The sequence below is a fragment of the Williamsia sp. Y853 genome (genome assembly GCF_056786495.1).
The window spans coordinates 652,091-669,775 of the sequence record NZ_JBXCJC010000004.1; the positions used below are offsets into that span (position 1 = coordinate 652,091).

Genomic DNA, 17,685 nt, shown 5'->3' on the forward strand with positions numbered 1-17,685 from the left:
TTGTGAGGTAGGTCACATGCAAGTTCCTGGACCCTTCGAATACGAACGTGCAACGGGCGTCGCGGACGCCATCGGACTGCTCGATCGGCTCGGGGAGGAGGCGCGCGTGGTCGCAGGTGGGCACAGCCTGCTCCCGATGATGAAGCTGCGCCTGGCCAACCCCGAGTATCTGATCGACATCAACGATCTCGCCGCGGAGTTGGGTTACATCATCTGCGACCCGACGCTGGTTCGGCTGGGGGCGATGGTCCGACATCGTCAGGCACTCGAGTCGGATGACCTGGCGGCGGTCTGCCCGATCTTCCGCGACGCCGAACGCGTGATCGCCGACCCGGTGGTGCGGAATCGGGGGACCATCGGCGGATCTCTGTGCCAGGCCGACCCGGCCGAAGACCTGACAACGGTCTGCACGGTGCTCGGGGCGACGTGCCACGTGCGGGGGCCCGACGGTGATCGGGAGATCTCGATGGACGATTTCTTGGTTGGCCCATACGAGACCGCGATGGCGCCCAATGAACTGCTCATCGAGGTGAGGATCCCCGTTCGACTCGGAACCTCCAGCGCCTATGCGAAAGTCGAGCGGCGAGTGGGTGATTGGGCCATCACCGCAGCCGGATCGTGTGTCACCCTCGAAGGTGGGGTGATCGCGGCGGCCCGGGTGGGGCTGACCGCGGTGAATCCGGACGTGGCGGGACTTGCCGAAGTTGCTGCCGGGCTTGTCGGGAACCCGCCGAGCGAAGAGTTGTACGCCGAGGCAGGCCGCCGCGCGTCGGTGGCCTGCTCGCCGTTCACCGACAGCCGTGGAACCGCGGACTACAAGCGGCATCTCGCCTCCGAATTGACCATTCGCACGCTCCGCACGTCCGTCGAACGTGTGTTGAACACGCCCGCCCCGGAAGGGAATTGATCATGCAGGTGAATCTGACAATCAACGGTGAGGCCGTCACGGCAGACGTCGAACCACGCCTTCTGCTTGTTCACTTCCTCCGAGACCAACTGCGGCTCACCGGAACCCACTGGGGATGTGACACCAGCAATTGCGGCACCTGTGTTGTGGACGTCGACGGGGAACCGGTGAAATCGTGCACGATGCTGGCCGTCATGGCCGATGGACGTTCGGTGCGAACCGTCGAAGGTCTCGAGGTCGACGGCAAGCTCGATCCGGTACAAGAGGGGTTCATGCAGTGCCACGGCCTGCAGTGCGGGTTCTGTACACCTGGGATGATGATCACCGCGCGGGCCCTGCTCGACCGCAACCCGGACCCCGACGAGGAGACCATCCGGGAAGCCATCTCCGGTCAGATCTGCCGATGCACCGGCTACACCACGATCGTGCGGTCGATCAGGTGGGCCGCGGAGAAGGAAGCCGCTGCCGCAACGGAATCCACCGGTCCGGCCGCAGCCACCTCGCCCATCGGGAGTCCGTCATGACCACAGTGCAATCACGACCGGAAGACACGGTCGACAACGACCACAAGCCCTGTGGCCACGGCAAGATGCTGCGCAAAGAAGATCCTCGGTTCATCCGGGGCCGCGGCAATTACGTCGACGACGTCACTCTGCCCGGGATGCTGCACCTGGCGATTCTGCGGTCGCCGGTGGCGCACGCACGCATCGTCGGCATCGACACCTCCGCGGCGCTGGCCCACCCGAAGGTCAAAGCGGTGGTGACCGGCGCCGACCTGGCCGAGAAGGGCCTGGCCTGGATGCCGACACTGTCGAATGATGTGCAGGCGGTCCTGGCCACCGACAAGGTCCGGTTCCAGGGACAGGAGGTGGCGTTTGTTGTCGCCGAGGATCGGTACTCGGCGCGCGATGCCCTCGAACTCATAGACATCGAATACGACATCCTCGAACCGGTCATCGATGCGCGTCGGGCCCTATCCGATGACGCCCCGGTCATCCGGACCGACCTGGAAGGCAAGACAGACAACCACTGTTTCGACTGGGAAACCGGCGATGCGGCGGCGACGGATGCGGTGTTCGCCCGGGCCGATGTCGTGGTGAAACAGGAGATGGTCTATCCGCGAGTGCATCCCGCGCCGATGGAGACGTGCGGAGCGGTTGCCGATCTGGATCCGGTGTCGGGCAAGTTGACACTGTGGTCGACCAGTCAGGCGCCGCACGCCCACCGAACGCTCTATGCCTTGGTCGCCGGCTTGCCGGAACACAAGATCCGCGTCATCGCTCCCGACATAGGCGGCGGATTCGGCAACAAGGTCCCGATCTACCCCGGTTATGTCTGCGCCATCGTGGCGTCGCTGGTTCTGGGCAAGCCGGTGAAATGGATGGAGGACCGCAGCGAAAACCTCACCAGCACCGGCTTTGCCCGTGACTACATCATGGTCGGTGAGATCGCCGCGACCCGCGACGGGAAGATCCTGGCGATCCGGTCGAACGTACTGGCCGACCACGGAGCCTTCAACGGCACTGCTGCCCCCGTGAAGTATCCGGCCGGATTCTTCGGTGTGTTCACCGGTAGCTACGACATCGAGGCAGCCTACGCAAAGATGACCGCGGTCTACACCAACAAGGCGCCCGGTGGAGTTGCGTACGCCTGCTCCTTCCGGATCACCGAGGCCGTGTATTTTGTTGAACGCCTCGTCGATTGCCTCGCGCAAGAATTGAAGGCCGATCCCGCACAGCTGCGCCTGCAGAATCTCCTTCGGCCCGAACAGTTTCCGTACAAGAGCAAAACGGGTTGGCTGTACGACTCGGGTGACTACGAGAAGACGATGCGGATGGCGATGGAGATGATCGGCTACGACGCCCTGCGGCAGGAACAGAAGGAAAAGCGCGCCCGCGGAGAACTGATGGGTATCGGGATGTCGTTCTTCACCGAGGCGGTCGGGGCCGGACCTCGCAAAGACATGGACATCCTCGGACTGGGTATGGCCGACGGGTGCGAGCTGCGGGTTCATCCGACGGGCAAAGCCGTTGTGCGACTGTCGGTGCAGAGCCAGGGCCAGGGCCACGAGACGACGTTCGCGCAGATCGTCGCGGAAGAGCTCGGTATCCCGCCGGACGATATCGATGTGGTGCACGGTGATACGGACCAGACACCGTTCGGCCTGGGCACCTACGGAAGCCGGTCCACGCCGGTGTCGGGTGCCGCTGCGGCACTGGTGGCGCGCAAGGTCCGCGACAAGGCCAAGATCATCGCGTCCGGGATGCTCGAGGCGTCGGTTGCCGACCTGGAGTGGGAGAAGGGATCGTTCCACGTGAAGGGTGACCCGTCTGCCGCCGTGACGATCTCCCAGATCGCGATGCGCGCCCACGGCGCCGGTGATCTTCCCGACGGGATCGAAGGTGGTCTCGATGCCCAGATCTGTTACAACCCCGAGAATCTCACCTATCCATACGGCGCCTACTTCTGTGTTGTGGACATCGACCCGGGTACCGCGCAGGTGAAGGTGCGCCGGTTCCTTGCCGTCGACGACTGTGGCACCCGGATCAATCCGATGATCATCGAAGGTCAGGTGCACGGAGGTATCGCCGACGGAATCGGGATGGCGCTCATGGAGATCATCGAGTTCGATGAGAACGGCAACTGCCTCGGTGGCTCGTTGATGGACTATCTGATTCCCACAGCAGTGGAAGTCCCACATCTGGAGACGGGTTTCACGGTGACACCGTCGCCGCACCATCCGATCGGTGCGAAGGGTATCGGCGAATCTGCCACGGTCGGCTCGCCGCCTGCGGTGGTCAATGCCGTCGTGGACGCGCTGGCGCCCTACGGGGTTCGGCATGCCGACATGCCGTTGACCCCGTCCCGGGTGTGGGAAGCCATGCAGGGCCGGGCAACCCCACCGATCTGAACGGAGATCATCATGACGAAGTCGATCACGGTGGACGAACGCGTCCGGCAATTGTTGTCCCGGCGTACGCCGTTTGTGCATGCGACCGTGGTGCGTGCCGGTCAACCGACATCGGCGCAGGCAGGAGATGAGGCAATTCTTCTGTCCGACGGCACAATCGAAGGTTTTGTCGGGGGGCAGTGTGCTCAGAACTCGGTGCGCCGGGCCGCGCTCGGGGCACTGCAGGGCGGCGAAAGTGTTCTGCTGCGGGTACTGCCTGACGGTGACCTGCATTTTCCTGAGGCCGCAGGTGCATCGGTTGTGGTGAATCCGTGCCTGTCCGGCGGCGCCCTGGAGATATTCCTCGAACCACAGATACCGAGTCCACTCATCCGGATCTGCGGATCGGCACCGATTGCCCAAGCGCTGTCCCAACTGTGCGAACTCGTCGGTTTCGAGGTCGATCAGACCGGGCAGAGCCATACGGCCACTGATGACGAATCGACTGATGCCGACAGTGCATTGGCCGAAACCGCCGCGGTGGTGATCGCCAGCCACGGTGGCGCCGAGGCCGCGATGATCCGGTCTGCCCTCGACGCCGGCGTCGATTACATCGGGTTGGTGGCGAGCCGAATTCGCGGGGCGTCGGTTCTTGCGGAGGTCGCGCCCACCGCCGCCGAGCGCCCCCGCATCCACACACCGGTCGGTCTCGACATCGGTGCCAAGACCTCGGCAGAGATCGCGGTGTCGATCGTGGCCGAACTCATCACCGCCCGCCGTGGGGGCGGTATCGCGTCCGTGCCCCGGCCGACTGCCGTGGCGCGAGAGGCCGTGGACCCGGTGTGCGGGATGAGCGTGACCGTCGGGCCCGACGCGGTGCAGGCAGCGGTCGATGGTGCCGATCACTGGTTCTGCGGTACCGGTTGCCGCGATTCGTACCTGTCGGCGATCGGATCCCCATGACACGTGGTCGGCAAACGGCGGTGGTACTGGCCGCCGGTTCCTCCCGAAGACTCGGCGTGCCCAAACAGCTTCTGCCGTACCGGGAGACAACACTTCTCGGGGCCACGATCGACATGGTTCGCGGGTGTGGGTTCGATCAGATCGTCGTGGCACTCGGCAACGAAGCCGATGCGGTACGTGAGCGTGTCGACCTCGGTGGCGTCGATGCGGTGGACGTCGAGGACAGTGGTTTCGGCTGCGGAGCGTCCCTACGGGCAGCGGTCGGGGCGGTGGACCAGGGTGCCGCAGGTCTGATCCTGTTTCTCGGTGATCAGCCCGGGATCGAGGCAGCGACGGTCCATCGCCTGATATCGCAGGTGGACGCCGGTCCGGGCGTACCGGCGAAGATCGTGGTCACGCGATATCGCGGTCATGCCGGGCATCCGTTCTGGTTGGACCGCAGCGTCTTTGCGGCCCTTGCGCGACTCCGAGGCGACAAGGGTTTGTGGAAACTCATCGCGTCCGGGCGTTACGACACCGCAACTCTGGAGGTCGACACCCCGGTCCCGCCCGATGTCGACACCTGGGACGACTACATCGACCTGCTGTCCGCGGCGCAGACATGACAGGGGCACAGACATGACGGGGGGATTCACCGATACCGCCGACGTGGTTCGCCGGTTCGATGCGCACGACCACCTGCTGGACGTCGGTACCGCGACCGCCATCTATCTGGCCACGACCATGGGCCGGCCGCTGTTGCTCGAAGGTGAACCGGGAGTCGGCAAGACAACCGCGGCAAAGACTCTGGCACTGGTGCTCGGGGCACCTCTGGTGCGGTTGCAGTGCTACGAAGGGCTGACCGCGAACGAGGCGCTCTACGACTGGAATTACCAGCGTCAGTTGCTCAGCATCAGACTTGCCGAATCGCGGGGGACCGACATCTCCGAATCGGATCTGTTCACCGAGGCCTATCTGATCGACCGTCCGATCCTGCATTGCGTCCGACACCACGGCGCGACGCCTCCGGTCTTGCTGATTGACGAGATTGACCGCGCCGACGATGAATTCGAGGCCCTGCTCTTGGAGTTCCTCGGCGAGGCGGCGGTCACGGTTCCTGAATTGGGCACTTTTGTTGCCCCGACTCCACCGATCGTGGTGTTGACATCCAACCGCAGCCGCGACCTTCACGACGCTCTCCGTCGCCGCTGTCTCTACCATTGGATCGACTTTCCACCGCCGGCACGCGCGGTGGCGATCGTCCGTCGGACCGTACCGGGAGCCACTGCGGCACTGATCGATCAGGCAACCCGGTTCGTTTCCCGGGCGCGTGTGCTCGATCTGGACAAACCCCCCGGCATCTCCGAGACGATCGACTGGCTGGCGGCGCTCGTGGTACTCGGTGTCGGCGATCTGGTCGCCGACGACGCGTCGGCGGCCCTCAGCGCGCTCGCCAAGACCCCCGACGACCGTATCGCCGTGCACGAGGCGTTTGTGGAGTTCGCGGGTGGGTTGAGCACAGGGTGAGAAGGCGACATCGGACGTGAGCGCTGCGGCGGGGAGAACTGTCACGTTGATGCGCGGCGTCGACCTCGCGGCGTTTGCCGTTGCCGTCGACGCCCGGCTGCGTCGTGGCGGCGTTGCCGTGTCGGCAGGTGGTCCGGCCGCGTTCGTAGAAGCGTTGCGCCACTTGGCACCCCACACCAGAACCGAGCTGTATTGGGCGGCCCGTCTGACGCTGGTCGACCGGGTGGACGACCTGGCGGCCTTTGATGCCGTGTTCGATGCGGTGTTCGCCGATTCCGGGCTCGGGCTCGATCCGCCGGGTAGAGCCGCTCCGCGCTCCGGCGTCAGTCCATCTGTACCCGACCCCGGTGGGCCACATCCGGGACGGTCGGACGATGAGGCCGCCGGTTTACCCTGGGCCACACGACGCACGGTTGTGGGCGCAACCGGATCGACGCCGGACGGTGCGGTATTGCCCGACCTGCTGCCCAGTCGCCTGGTGGCCAGGGTCGACGAGCCGTTCGAATCGTTCGACGCCGATGACCTGCGGGTGCTCGGTGCCTGGCTGGAACATGCGGTGGCTCGCTGGCCCCGCCGGAGATCTCGGCGCCGCGAGTACGGTCGCCGGGGCCCGGCCGTCGACTTCCGGGCGACGATGAACCATTCTCGCCGAACCGGATTCGAGGTCGCAGTCCTGGTTCGCCGACGGCCGCGTATGCGTCGGCGCCGGGTTGTCTTCGTCTGTGACGTCAGTGGTTCCATGCAGCCGTATACGACGACGTATCTGCACCTGATGCGGGCCGCGGTCGACCGGCGTTCGATGATCCGGCCCGAGGTGTTCGCGTTCGCGACGTCGTTGACAAAACTGACGGCGATCCTTGCCCACCGGTCGCCGGAAGCTGCCGTTGCGAAGGTGAATGCCAAGGTAGCCGACCGATTCGGGGGGACTCGGCTCGGTCACAGCCTGGCCGAACTAGTGGCATCGCCGGCTGGGCATTGCCTGCGGGGGTCATTGGTGGTGATCGCCTCTGACGGCTGGGACAGCGACGACCCGGACGTTGTTTCGCGGGCGATGTCCAGGATCGCGCGCCGGGCCTGGCGGGTTGTCTGGATCAATCCTCGTGCAGGAGAGCCGGATTACGAACCGAAGGCCGGTGCGATGGCCGCGGCGCTACCGTTCTGCGACGCCCTGGTTTCGGGACGGACCCTCGCTGAATTGCGCGAACTGTTCCTGCTGCTGGAGGAACTGGCGAACCGCGGCACAGCCTTCTGACCTCCGGGTCTTTGCAGCAGAAATCGCTTGTCGGACCGCTGGTTTAGACTCGGATGTATGTTCGAGGGGGAGATCGAAGATGCAGGTGGGGGCGATGAAATTGGTCCCGTCTATCTGCTGCGCACCAATGAGTTGCTGCGTAACACCGAGCTGGCGATGGCCCAGCAAAGTCGCATGGAGTGGGAGCGATATGCCGCTGCGGCGATGGTTCATCGGCAGCTGGTGGAGCCAACTGTCGGGACCGAGCCGGAGTTGCGGGTACTGGATCCGTTCACGCAATGCGCGGCGAGACTGGGTCTCGCCCAGGGGTTGACCCAGCGGACGGCCGAGTTGCAGATCAACCGGGGGTTGGCGTTGCGGGATCGCCTGCCCAAGGTCAATGCGTTGTTGAAGGCCGGACGTGTTGCCGCGCACCATATCCCCGACATCATCTCGCGGACCGAGTTGGTCGAAGGGTCCGAGCATATGGCCGATATCGACCGTGAGATCGCCGAGCACCTGGGCCGGTGCGGGTCCTGGTCGAAGTCCCGGATGCGAGACATGGTCGATGCCACCATCTTCCGTCGTGACCCGGATCTGGTGCGCAATAACCGTGAAGATGCGAAAAGGAATCGTGGAGTGTGGGGCTCGAATGCCGACCACGGAATGGCGGTCCTCGATGCACACGGCACCGCCGAAGAAGTGACGATGATCATGGCCCGGCTCGAAAAGCTCGCCATGTCCACGTGCAAAGCTGACCCACGCCGCAAAGCCGATCGGATGGCCGATGCCCTATTCGCCACGGTGATGGCCCGCGAGTTCTACTGCCAATGCCCGAATGATCCCAAACATCCGTGCACTGCTGAGATCGTCACGGTTCCGGCCGATCAGGTCATCTCCGGTGTGGATGTGAAGATCGTTATGCATGTGATCGCTGACCAGGCCACTCTCGAGGGCACCGCCGACAACCCGGGCTTCCTCGACGGGCATGGGGTGATTTCTGGCGACCATGTCCGCGATATCGCAGACCGGCCGGAGACGATCAAGCGGCCGATGGGCAACAAATTCGAGTTTGCCGAACCCGAACCCGCACAACATTGTTCGGCAGATCCTGGACCCGCGCAAGCGGAACCGGCACGAGAGCGGCAACCGGAGCCTCGGCCCGGGCCGGATGGCGAGCCAAATTCCCAGCCGCCGCACCGCCCCGCGTACATGCGGGCTCCGGTGGACCCGGACGTCGACGAGGGCGCACGCGCGGCAGATGTGACCGAAGCGCCTTTTCCACAAGTGGTTCCGATGCCATCAACCCAACCCGGCGACAGCTACCGGCCATCAGTGGTTTTCGACAACTACCTCCGGATTCGGGACGTCTACTGCATGTGGCCTGGCTGTGAGCACAAGGCCTGGGGCGCCGACCTCGACCACACCCGCGAGTACAACCACCACAATCCCGAGACCGGTGGCTGCACCCATCCGTCAGAGATGAAGACGCTGTGCCGTTTTCACCATCAACTCAAGACCTACAGTGACTGGCTTGATGATCAATACCCCGATCCCAGGACCGGGCGGACCCGGCTGATCTTCACCACACCCGAAGGGCGTCACTACCACGGACCGGCCTGGACTGGTGACGACCTGTTCCCAATGTTGAGGTTGATCGTCTTCGACAACCAACGCGGATCACCGAAAGCATCACCGCCAACATCACCGTCGAGGCAGCAGCCACGCACCGCTGCCAAACATGCACGCCGTCAACACGAACGACTCGCCAACCGTCGGCAACGTGAACGGGAAGCCGCCCACCGCCAAGCACTCGGCGACGAACGAGGAAGGAACGAACCACCACCGGCCTTCTAGATGTCTTCCCACGAGAACGATTTCGCCGGACGGTTCCTGAGCGCTGTCCGTTCCTGAGAGCTACCGGAACGTCTTCTCGAGGAACTCGAGGACGGTGTCTTCGGCGACGGCGTCGCTGCTGTAACCCAGATATCCGTCGGGTCGGACTATGAAAATGGAATGATTTTCGGCGCCATAAGCTTTCGCGAAGTTTCCGGAGTCGTCGCGGATGACGGGCAGGATGGTCGTTCCGATGGCCGCGGCCGCCGCGGCAATGATGTACACATCGAGTTCACCGTGAGTGGCCGTCTGCGCGGCTGCCGCAACGGACTCGAGATCCACGAGTTCGGCGACATCGGCCGGCTCGCTGAGGTAGATGATCGCGGTGTGCCGCAGGCGACCGAACAGTGAGAACAGTCGGAACGGATCGGTCACGATCTCGCGGGACAGGCCGGTGGCATCCGGTGCGCGCACGCCCGGAGCGATCAGCGATCCCTCGGCGGCAGGGGATCCGACGATCGGGCTGCCGGCATAGTCGATGAGGAGTTGGGCCTCCCGGAGCATCGCCTGCTCGGGGCTGGTCTCGCCGGCGCCGATCCCTTCCTTGGCGTTGCGCACGGTGCGATCGACAACCTCCTCGCCGACCGGTCGGCGTTCGGCGTCATAGCTCGACAGCAGGCCGTCCGATGCGTTGCCGTTGACGGCGAGGGCGAGTTTCCATGCCAGATTGTGCGCGTCCTGCACGCCGGTGTTCATCCCTTGCGCCCCGGTTGGCGGATGGATGTGTGCGGCGTCGCCGGCCACAAAGACCCGGTCGCGTCCGTACGAGTCGACGATTCGGTGACTGATCCGGAACACCGATGCCCACCGGAGGTTCTTTGCCGTCGTGGGTTCGGGGGAGAGACGGTCGAGTACGGCCTGAATGTGCGCGAGGTCGGGTTTGGGGCCGGACTCGAAACCGTGCGCGATCGCACCGGCATCGGCGGGCTTCACCGCGGCCAGGTCGTCGGGAACAAGCATCGACATCCGGTAACGTCCGCGACCGGGAAGTGGGATGCAGACGAGTAGGTCGTCGGTGGTGCCTTCGGTCTGGTGCATCACCCGCACCCCGTACCCGGGCGGCTGCACCCAGTCGACCTCGACGTCGCCGAGCATGTACTGCTCCTCGAATGCCGCGCCCTCGAACGTCAATCCGAGTGTTTTGCGGGTGATGCTGTGGGCACCGTCGCAGCCCACCAGGTACTGCGCGGTGACGATCTCCTCGCCGTCGGGGCCGGCCAGCACTGCAGTGACCTCTTTGTCGTCCTGGTCGAAACGTGACAGCGAGGTTCCGCGTTCGATCGGCAGATCCAGCGTCGCGAGGCGGTCGCGGAGGATGCGCTCGGTCTCGTACTGGGGGATGGACGCGAAACCGAAGGGCACATCGGCAGGCAGGGCAAGGTCGATTCGGGACACTTCGATGCCGTTGACGTAGACGACCTGCCCACGCATCTGGATCGACGCGTCGAGGATCTGGCGCAGCACACCCATCCCCTCGAATACCTCGAGCGTGCGGGGCTGGACGCCGACGGCCTTCGCGTATTGCGGGGGCTCGGGGAGTGGATCAACAATTCGGCAGCGGATCCCGCGCCGCCGGAGCTCGATCGCTGTGGTCAGGCCGATCGGACCGGCTCCGGCTATCAAAACGTCTGTATCGAACACCCGTGGGCCACCCTTCTGATGCTGCGTCTGCTCGCATTGTGCCGCCGCGGTCCGCTCGTTGCGGTGCATTCGGTCACATTCGGTTCCCGTCGTCGCAGGTCAGGAGTTGCCGACCGAGCGACTTCCACCCAAACGGAATGAATCGGACCATAGTCCGGTTAGATCGTATGTAGCCCCAGTCACCAGACTTTCAAGGAGAACCACATGAGCGCCACCATCACCACCACAGATCTCGGCACCGGCACCTGGACCATCGATCCGACCCACTCGGCCGTCGCCTTCTCCGTTCGCCATCTCATGGTGAGCAAGGTTCGCGGAAACTTCGAGACCTTCTCGGGAGCCATCACCGTCGACGAGAACGGCGTCCCGTCGGTCACCGCCGAGATCGACGTCGCATCGATCAACACCGGAAACGAAGGCCGCGACGGCCACATCCGCTCGGCAGACTTCTTCGAGGTCGAGAAGTACCCGACCGCGACCTTCACCTCGACGGCGGTCAAGGCCGACGGCGATGACTACCTGGTCGACGGCGACTTCAGCCTCCATGGCGTGACCCGTCCGGTCACCCTCAAGCTCGAGTTCAACGGTGTCAACCCCGGTATGGGCAACGGCCCGGTTGCCGGCTTCGAGGCCTCGGTTGTCCTCAACCGCAAGGACTTCGGCATCAACATCGACATGCCCCTGGAGACCGGCGGCAGCGTTGTCGGCGACAAGATCACCATCACGCTGGAGATCGAAGCCGCCAAGACTGCCTAGTCTCGCACTGACCTGCGCAGCAATATCGACCGCCTGATCGGCTGACCATCACCGGCCATCAGGTTCCCCGAAGCGGCGGCCCTGTGACCGGAAGATCCCGGACGCGGGGCCGCCGCTGGCATTCGGTCGGCCCGGCTCTGTCAGCGGGGCGACACCTCGAAGCGGTGCCTGAGCCATGCTTCGATATCGAGTAGAGCGCGGCGGCCGATGGGCGTGGCATGGTTGGCGAATCCATGGGGGACATGGGGATAGAGGCGCAAGTCGATATTGTTGCCTGCCGCAGACAACCGAGCCACCATTGCAAGGTTCTCGGCCAGCAGCACATCGTCGGACCCGACCACAACGAGGGTTGGCGGCAGGTCGTTCAGGTCGCCGAACGTCGGAGAGATATCCGGAATCGTGCGGTCGCGGATATGGCCGACGTACGCCTCGATGAAGTACTCGTCGGCGATGGTTCGCCCAGCAGGGGTTTGGGCGCTCATGTCATAGGTGCCTGCCTCCAGGACAGCGCCGAGAAATGACATCGCAAGGCCTCGCTCGCGAAGGCGCAACAGCGTCGTCGCGGCCAAGGTCGAACCCGCAGACATACCCCCTATGACGAGCTGGGTTGTGCCGAACCGTTCGGCTGCGACGCCAAGCAGCCACAGAGCTGCCGCTTCACAATCGTCCGGCGCTGCCGGCCAAGGGGATTCGGGCGCGAGTCGGTAGTCGACGCACACCACAACCGCCCCGACTGCATCCGCAAGTCTTGTGTTCCGAGCATCCGCACTGGCAGCTGAACTCATGTAGAAGCCGCCGCCCGGGATGTACAGATAGACCCCGGTCACCTCCCTGTCTTTCGGAGTGATCACGCGCAATGACACACTTCGGCCGCCGATGTCGACCGTCTGCACAACAGCTCGGGTTGTTGATGTGTGGTCAGTCGCCCTCGAGGCACGCACCACAAGGACTTCCTCTGGAGAATTCGGGCCGACGCCGGCAGGCCGAGTCTCGTAGAAGGCCTGTGTGATCGACCGATCATCACCGGACACCGGTTCGAACAGATCAGTCAGTGAAAGTTTCACAAGGCTCCGGTGATTGTCGGGTCGTGCTGCCATCAGGCGGCAGCTGTTATTTGGTCGCTTGCCAACGCGGAGTGAAGCCGGTCATGAGTACATCGACGAGGTCTTCGATGAACTTCAGATCAACCGGCTCCTTCGTCAGCAGGACGCGCGCGTAGATCGGAGCGTGGATCACTTCGAGAACCAGCGGGTAGTCGGGTTGGGTGGAGATGTCGACCTCTCCACGGTCGGCGGAGCGCGCGAAAACCGATTCCAGTATTTCGATTCGCGCTCGGGTCATCCGGCGCTGCAGTTCGACGAGTGGGCCGACGTCGATGGGCATGGCCACCAGACGCAAGAGGGTTTTGACCTGGGGATCGGTCAGCGCGGTGTGGAGGTCGATCGTCAGAGAGATCAGATCCCCGCGCAGGGAACCGGTGTCGGGCGCTATGACCGTGGGATCGAATTGATCGACCAATGCCTCGGTGACCAGCTCTTCCTTGGTCTTCCATCGTCGATAGATGGACGTGACGTGGACGCCCGCCCGATCCGCGATCTGGGCGATGGTGAGTTTGTCGAGACCGACCTTGAGGAGCTCGTTGACGGCCGCCGACATCACGCCATCCCGGACGGCCGCCCCGCGGCGGTGTGACCGGACCCGTGATGTCGTCTCTGGAATGGGGTCCGAAGACCCGGTCTGACGCACCTATCGACTCTAACGCAACTCAAGTTGCTTTATGTATAGTTGCGGTAACTTCGATCGAGACCTGGCCGCGCCCGTGGTCTGGCGATCGGCGGCGAGAGAAGGTGGACCTTGGCGGCGCACCAGTCCAGCCGACGTTCGCGACTGGCCGACGCCTTCAAGAGCATTCGCCGAATCGATGATCGGATCGACCACTATTTCGTCGACGTACCCGATCCGAGTCTGGATGGTCCGGCCAGTCGCCGGCATGTGGCCAACCGCTTTGTGGTCCTTGCGCTGATCGGTATCGCGATCAGCAATCTGGCTGCCGCATTCGAGACCGTGGTCATGATCCAGTTGGTGATGACCGGCGGCGAATTGAGTGTGCCGGACATGATCGACGCGGCGAACATTCCGGTCCTGATCAGTTCGGTTGTCATCGGTTTGCTGTTCGGCGGTGCAGTGAGCACTGCCGTGTTGTATCCGCAGCTCGTGTGGTTCGTGAAAGCCGTTCCGGCGTCACCGGATCGGCGCAGATCGATCCAGATGATGCCGCTGCAACAGGCGGGTGCGACGTTGCTCACCTGGGCGATCGGCGCGCTGATCTACATCCCGTTCGGACTCGGTGGTACCGCTGTCGAGTTCGTGGTGTTCGGTTCGGCCTTCCTGATGGCGGGGACGTCGGCCGCCTGTCTGACGTACCTCTTCGTCGAACGGGTGTCGCGGCCACTCGTGGCGATCGCGTTGCGCGACGGGGTACTCGGCCGCTCCATCCTCGGGGTTCGTGAACGTCTGATAGCGGTGTGGATCGTGTTCTGCGCTGTCCCGCTGGTGGGACTCATCGCCATCAACGTCGGCCGGTTGCCGGAGTGGATCCCCGCGAGCAGATATGTCGTGGATGTCCCGACGGTGGTCCTTGCCGTCTTCTGTCTCGTCGGCGGTGTCCGGGCGACCGTACTCGTGTCACGTTCGATCACCGACCCGCTCGGCGAGATCCGCAGCGGGATGGAACGGGTGAAGGCCGGGCAGTCGCATCCGGTTCTGGATGTCTACGACTCGTCCGAACTCGGAATCCTCCAGCAGGGCTTCAACGACATGGTGTCGGGGCTCGCCGAGCGTGAGCAGATCAGGGAACTGTTCGAACGGCACGTCGGTGACGGCGTGGCGAAGCTGGCGCTGCAACAGGGTGCGGGTTTTCATGGCGAGAACACATTCGTCGGCGTGATCTTCGTCGATGTCCAGGGGTCGACAAAGCTTGCGGAACGAGAAGCGCCCGAGACCGTCGCGGCCCTGCTCAACAGCTTTTTTGCCATCGTCGCGGAGGTGGTGGACCGGCACAGCGGATTCATCAACAAGTTCGAGGGTGATGCGGCGCTGGCGATCTTCGGTGCGCCCAGTGCGGTCTCCGACCCGGCGGGCGCCGCGCTGGCCGCTGCTCGCGAACTCCACGCAGAGCTCGAAGTGCTTCGACCACTCCACTTTTCGATCGGGGTCTCGGCGGGGACCGTGTTCGCCGGAAACATCGGTGCGGTCAAACGCTATGAGTACACGGTGATCGGGGACGCGGTGAACGAGGCGGCCCGCTTGTCCGAGGCCGCCAAATCGGTTCGCGCGCACGTCCTGGCCAGCGGATCGGCAATCGAGTACTCCGACGATGAACACGGTCACTGGGATTCGATCGGATCCCTGGTGCTGCGGGGGCGCGCGGTGCCGACCGATCTTTACACGATTCCCGTCGACAGCGAGCAGGGGAGCCGTAGCCTGAAATCACTGATAGGCACTGCATTCAAGATCCCGACAACCGTGGTGTCCGGCGCCTTCGGCGACGGAACCCGGTCACTGTTCGGAATGCGGGACCGGAGATAGCAGAAACGTACGCATCGATGCTCGAACGACGAGGGGAATGGTTGACGCGATGACATGGACCACGACGGATATCGGTGATCAGAGTGGACGCACGTTCCTGATCACGGGAGCGAACAGCGGACTGGGTGAACAAACCGCCCTGGCGCTGGGAGCGGCGGGTGCCAACGTGATCCTCGCCTGCCGGACGACGGCAAAAGCAGAACCCGTGGCCGCCCGGATCGGGGCCAACGCCACCATCACCGAACTCGATCTCGCCGATCTCGCCAGTGTTCGGGCGTGCGCCGAACGGACCGGTCCGATCGATGTCCTGATCAACAACGCCGGCGTCATGGCAATACCGCTGCGGCGCACGGTCGAAGGTTTCGAGATGCAGATGGGTACCAATCACTTCGGGCATTTTGCGCTCACGGGGCTGCTGCTGCCCAAGATCTCCGACCGGGTCGTCACCGTGTCATCAGCCATGCACAAGATCGGCAAGATCGACCTCGAGGACCCCAATTACCGGCAACGCTCATACTCGCGATGGCCGGCTTACGGGCAGTCGAAACTGGCCAATCTGCTGTTCTCGTACGAGCTCGCGCGGCGGCTCGCCGCCGCCGGGTCATCGGTCAAATCGATGGCGGCCCATCCCGGGTACGCCGCCACCGGATTGCAGGGGCACTCAGAATCGGTCTGGGATCGCTTGATGGTCATCGGAAACCTGATGGCTCAGCCGGCTGCCGACGGCGCCCTGCCCAGCCTGTATGCCGCGACCTCGGACCAGGCACGGTCCGGCGGCTTCTACGGCCCGACCAAACTCGGCGGGTCACGCGGCGCACCGGGACCGGCCACGGGTAACAAGCGTTCTCGCGACGAACTCGTCGCCGCCGGACTCTGGGAACTGTCGGAATCGCTGACCGGCGTGACCTACTCGGTGGATCCGGCGTCCTCGAACTGATGGGGTGGACGGCGGACGACGTACCAGATCAGACCGGCCGCACGTTTGTGATCACCGGCGCCAACGGTGGGCTCGGTGAACACATCACGAGCTCCTTGGCAGGCAAGGGCGCAAAAGTGATCATGGCCTGCCGTGACACCGCGAAGGCCGATCGGCTGGCGCAGCGGATCGGTGGCGACCTCGAGGTGGCTCATCTTGATCTCGGGGATCTGTCGTCGGTTCGCGCATTCGCCGAACAGGTCGGGGAGTGCGATGTTCTGATCAACAACGCCGGAGTGATGAACACGCCGTTCCGGCTCACCGTGGACGGCTTCGAAACGCAGTTCGGCGTCAACCATCTCGGTCACTTCGCACTCACCGGCCAACTGCTCGACCGCGTCAGTGACCGTGTGGTCACCGTGTCGAGCATCGCGCACCGGCAGACGCCTGCGCTGCACGTCGACGACCTCAACTACGACAACCGGCGGTACGTGCGTGCGGTTGCCTACGGGCAGTCGAAACTCGCCAACCTGATGTTCGCACGTGAACTCCAGCGGCGATTGCAGGCGGCGGGGTCACCGAAGCGGTCCTACGCGGTGCATCCTGGCGTCTCGTCGACCGAATTGTTCTCTCACACAGAGACTTTTGTCGACAAGCTGGCCAAACCGGCAACCAGGCTGGTGGGACATCATCCGCGTAAAGCCGCGCAGTCGGCGATATTTGCCGCCACTGCACGCGATGCCGATCCGGGTATCTATTGGGGACCGACGCGGTTGATGGGCATGCGCGGGCCCGTTGGTGAATCGCCGTCCACGACGTTGTCCAAGGACTCCGTGCTCGCGGCACAACTCTGGGCGGCGTCGGAGAAGCTGACCGGCGTGACCTATTCGCTCTGAAGGAGCCTCGGACGGACCGCGAGCGATCATTAATCTCACCCGCGATGCAGGTATGATCTCCGTCACATGTTGCTGAATTGTCGAGTGTAGAAAGACGGTTCGGATCGGGCTGGTTCCACTGAACAATTGACGGAATCGGATCGTCGGTTCCACTACTGACCCTAACGGTCAATCAAGTGTGGTGAATCGTCAAATGTGTGCTGTTGCGCGAACGCAATCGAGCGGCGATGCTCACAACTTACTGATTCGAACATCAACTCGTCCAAGACATTCGGAGTTCTGCATGCGCGTTTCTTCCGCGGGGTGGGCTTTCGCAATCAGGGGTTCGTGCGTTGTGGGCGGGGTTTGATGATGGGATTTCGTTCTCTCGGTGGAGCATGACCATGCGCCTCGAGGACTTGATTGTCGAGAAGAGTCGGATAGCGGGCGAGCCGTCCGATGATTTCGACGGTCACGTACGACTTCAAAGCATGAATAGTCGCGCTCGGTGTCTTG

General features: G+C 63.8%; 15 protein-coding genes. 12 read left to right on the forward strand and 3 right to left on the reverse strand.

Annotated elements, in window-relative coordinates:
- Nucleotides 1–16 precede the first annotated feature (16 nt).
- The 8 genes from AC1TPF_RS23640 to AC1TPF_RS23675 are packed head-to-tail and all read left to right on the forward strand — an operon-like array spanning nucleotide 17 to nucleotide 9,354.
- Nucleotides 17–907 carry an FAD binding domain-containing protein gene (locus AC1TPF_RS23640; protein WP_482145448.1) on the forward strand — a complete coding sequence of 297 codons (891 nt, stop codon included), beginning with the start codon at nucleotides 17–19 and terminating at the stop codon, nucleotides 905–907.
- Between the two features lie 2 nt (nucleotides 908–909).
- On the forward strand, nucleotides 910–1,431 hold the full coding sequence (locus AC1TPF_RS23645) for a (2Fe-2S)-binding protein (protein WP_482145449.1): 522 nt from the start codon (nucleotides 910–912) through the stop codon (nucleotides 1,429–1,431).
- Entirely contained in the window at nucleotides 1,428–3,818 is a 2,391-nt protein-coding gene (locus AC1TPF_RS23650; protein WP_482145450.1) for an aerobic carbon-monoxide dehydrogenase large subunit, read from the forward strand. Before AC1TPF_RS23645 ends, AC1TPF_RS23650 begins: the two co-directional genes overlap by 4 nt.
- Before the next feature lie 24 nt (nucleotides 3,819–3,842).
- Nucleotides 3,843–4,760, forward strand: a complete 918-nt coding sequence (locus tag AC1TPF_RS23655; RefSeq protein WP_482145569.1) for an XdhC family protein — start codon at nucleotides 3,843–3,845, stop codon at nucleotides 4,758–4,760.
- Complete coding sequence (locus AC1TPF_RS23660; protein ID WP_482140271.1) at nucleotides 4,757–5,365, forward strand: nucleotidyltransferase family protein; 609 nt, start codon at nucleotides 4,757–4,759, stop codon at nucleotides 5,363–5,365. The genes AC1TPF_RS23655 and AC1TPF_RS23660 overlap by 4 nt, the downstream gene beginning before the upstream one ends.
- Before the next feature lie 13 nt (nucleotides 5,366–5,378).
- Nucleotides 5,379–6,266: an AAA family ATPase gene (locus tag AC1TPF_RS23665; RefSeq protein WP_482145451.1), complete on the forward strand. Its 888-nt coding sequence runs from the start codon at nucleotides 5,379–5,381 to the stop codon at nucleotides 6,264–6,266.
- Nucleotides 6,267–6,315: 49 nt separating this feature from the next.
- The gene (locus AC1TPF_RS23670) at nucleotides 6,316–7,518 is read left to right on the forward strand and encodes a vWA domain-containing protein (protein ID WP_482145570.1); all 1,203 of its coding nucleotides are present in this window, start codon (nucleotides 6,316–6,318) and stop codon (nucleotides 7,516–7,518) included.
- A gap of 57 nt (nucleotides 7,519–7,575) precedes the next feature.
- Nucleotides 7,576–9,354: a DUF222 domain-containing protein gene (locus tag AC1TPF_RS23675; RefSeq protein ID WP_482145452.1), complete on the forward strand. Its 1,779-nt coding sequence runs from the start codon at nucleotides 7,576–7,578 to the stop codon at nucleotides 9,352–9,354.
- A gap of 60 nt (nucleotides 9,355–9,414) precedes the next feature.
- On the opposite strand, the gene AC1TPF_RS23680 is transcribed toward AC1TPF_RS23675, so the two are convergent.
- Nucleotides 9,415–11,034: an FAD-dependent monooxygenase gene (locus tag AC1TPF_RS23680; protein WP_482145571.1), complete on the reverse strand. Its 1,620-nt coding sequence runs from the start codon at nucleotides 11,032–11,034 to the stop codon at nucleotides 9,415–9,417.
- A 204-nt stretch (nucleotides 11,035–11,238) separates the two neighbouring features.
- Between AC1TPF_RS23680 and AC1TPF_RS23685 the strand changes: the two genes are divergently transcribed.
- Entirely contained in the window at nucleotides 11,239–11,790 is a 552-nt protein-coding gene (locus tag AC1TPF_RS23685) for a YceI family protein (RefSeq protein WP_482140265.1), read from the forward strand.
- Between the two features lie 140 nt (nucleotides 11,791–11,930).
- On the opposite strand, the gene AC1TPF_RS23690 is transcribed toward AC1TPF_RS23685, so the two are convergent.
- Nucleotides 11,931–12,854: an alpha/beta hydrolase gene (locus AC1TPF_RS23690; protein WP_482145453.1), complete on the reverse strand. Its 924-nt coding sequence runs from the start codon at nucleotides 12,852–12,854 to the stop codon at nucleotides 11,931–11,933.
- 46 nt (nucleotides 12,855–12,900) lie between these two features.
- Nucleotides 12,901–13,536, reverse strand: a complete 636-nt coding sequence (locus AC1TPF_RS23695) for a TetR/AcrR family transcriptional regulator (RefSeq protein ID WP_482145454.1) — start codon at nucleotides 13,534–13,536, stop codon at nucleotides 12,901–12,903.
- 108 nt (nucleotides 13,537–13,644) lie between these two features.
- On the opposite strand from AC1TPF_RS23695, the gene AC1TPF_RS23700 reads away from it, so the two are divergent.
- The 3 genes from AC1TPF_RS23700 to AC1TPF_RS23710 are packed head-to-tail and all read left to right on the forward strand — an operon-like array spanning nucleotide 13,645 to nucleotide 17,190.
- Nucleotides 13,645–15,378, forward strand: a complete 1,734-nt coding sequence (locus AC1TPF_RS23700) for an adenylate/guanylate cyclase domain-containing protein (RefSeq protein WP_482145455.1) — start codon at nucleotides 13,645–13,647, stop codon at nucleotides 15,376–15,378.
- Between the two features lie 49 nt (nucleotides 15,379–15,427).
- Nucleotides 15,428–16,315, forward strand: coding sequence for an oxidoreductase (locus AC1TPF_RS23705; protein WP_482140257.1), 888 nt, complete (start codon nucleotides 15,428–15,430; stop codon nucleotides 16,313–16,315).
- Entirely contained in the window at nucleotides 16,315–17,190 is an 876-nt protein-coding gene (locus tag AC1TPF_RS23710) for an oxidoreductase (RefSeq protein ID WP_482140255.1), read from the forward strand. Before AC1TPF_RS23705 ends, AC1TPF_RS23710 begins: the two co-directional genes overlap by 1 nt.
- The last annotated feature ends 495 nt before the right edge of the window (nucleotides 17,191–17,685 follow it).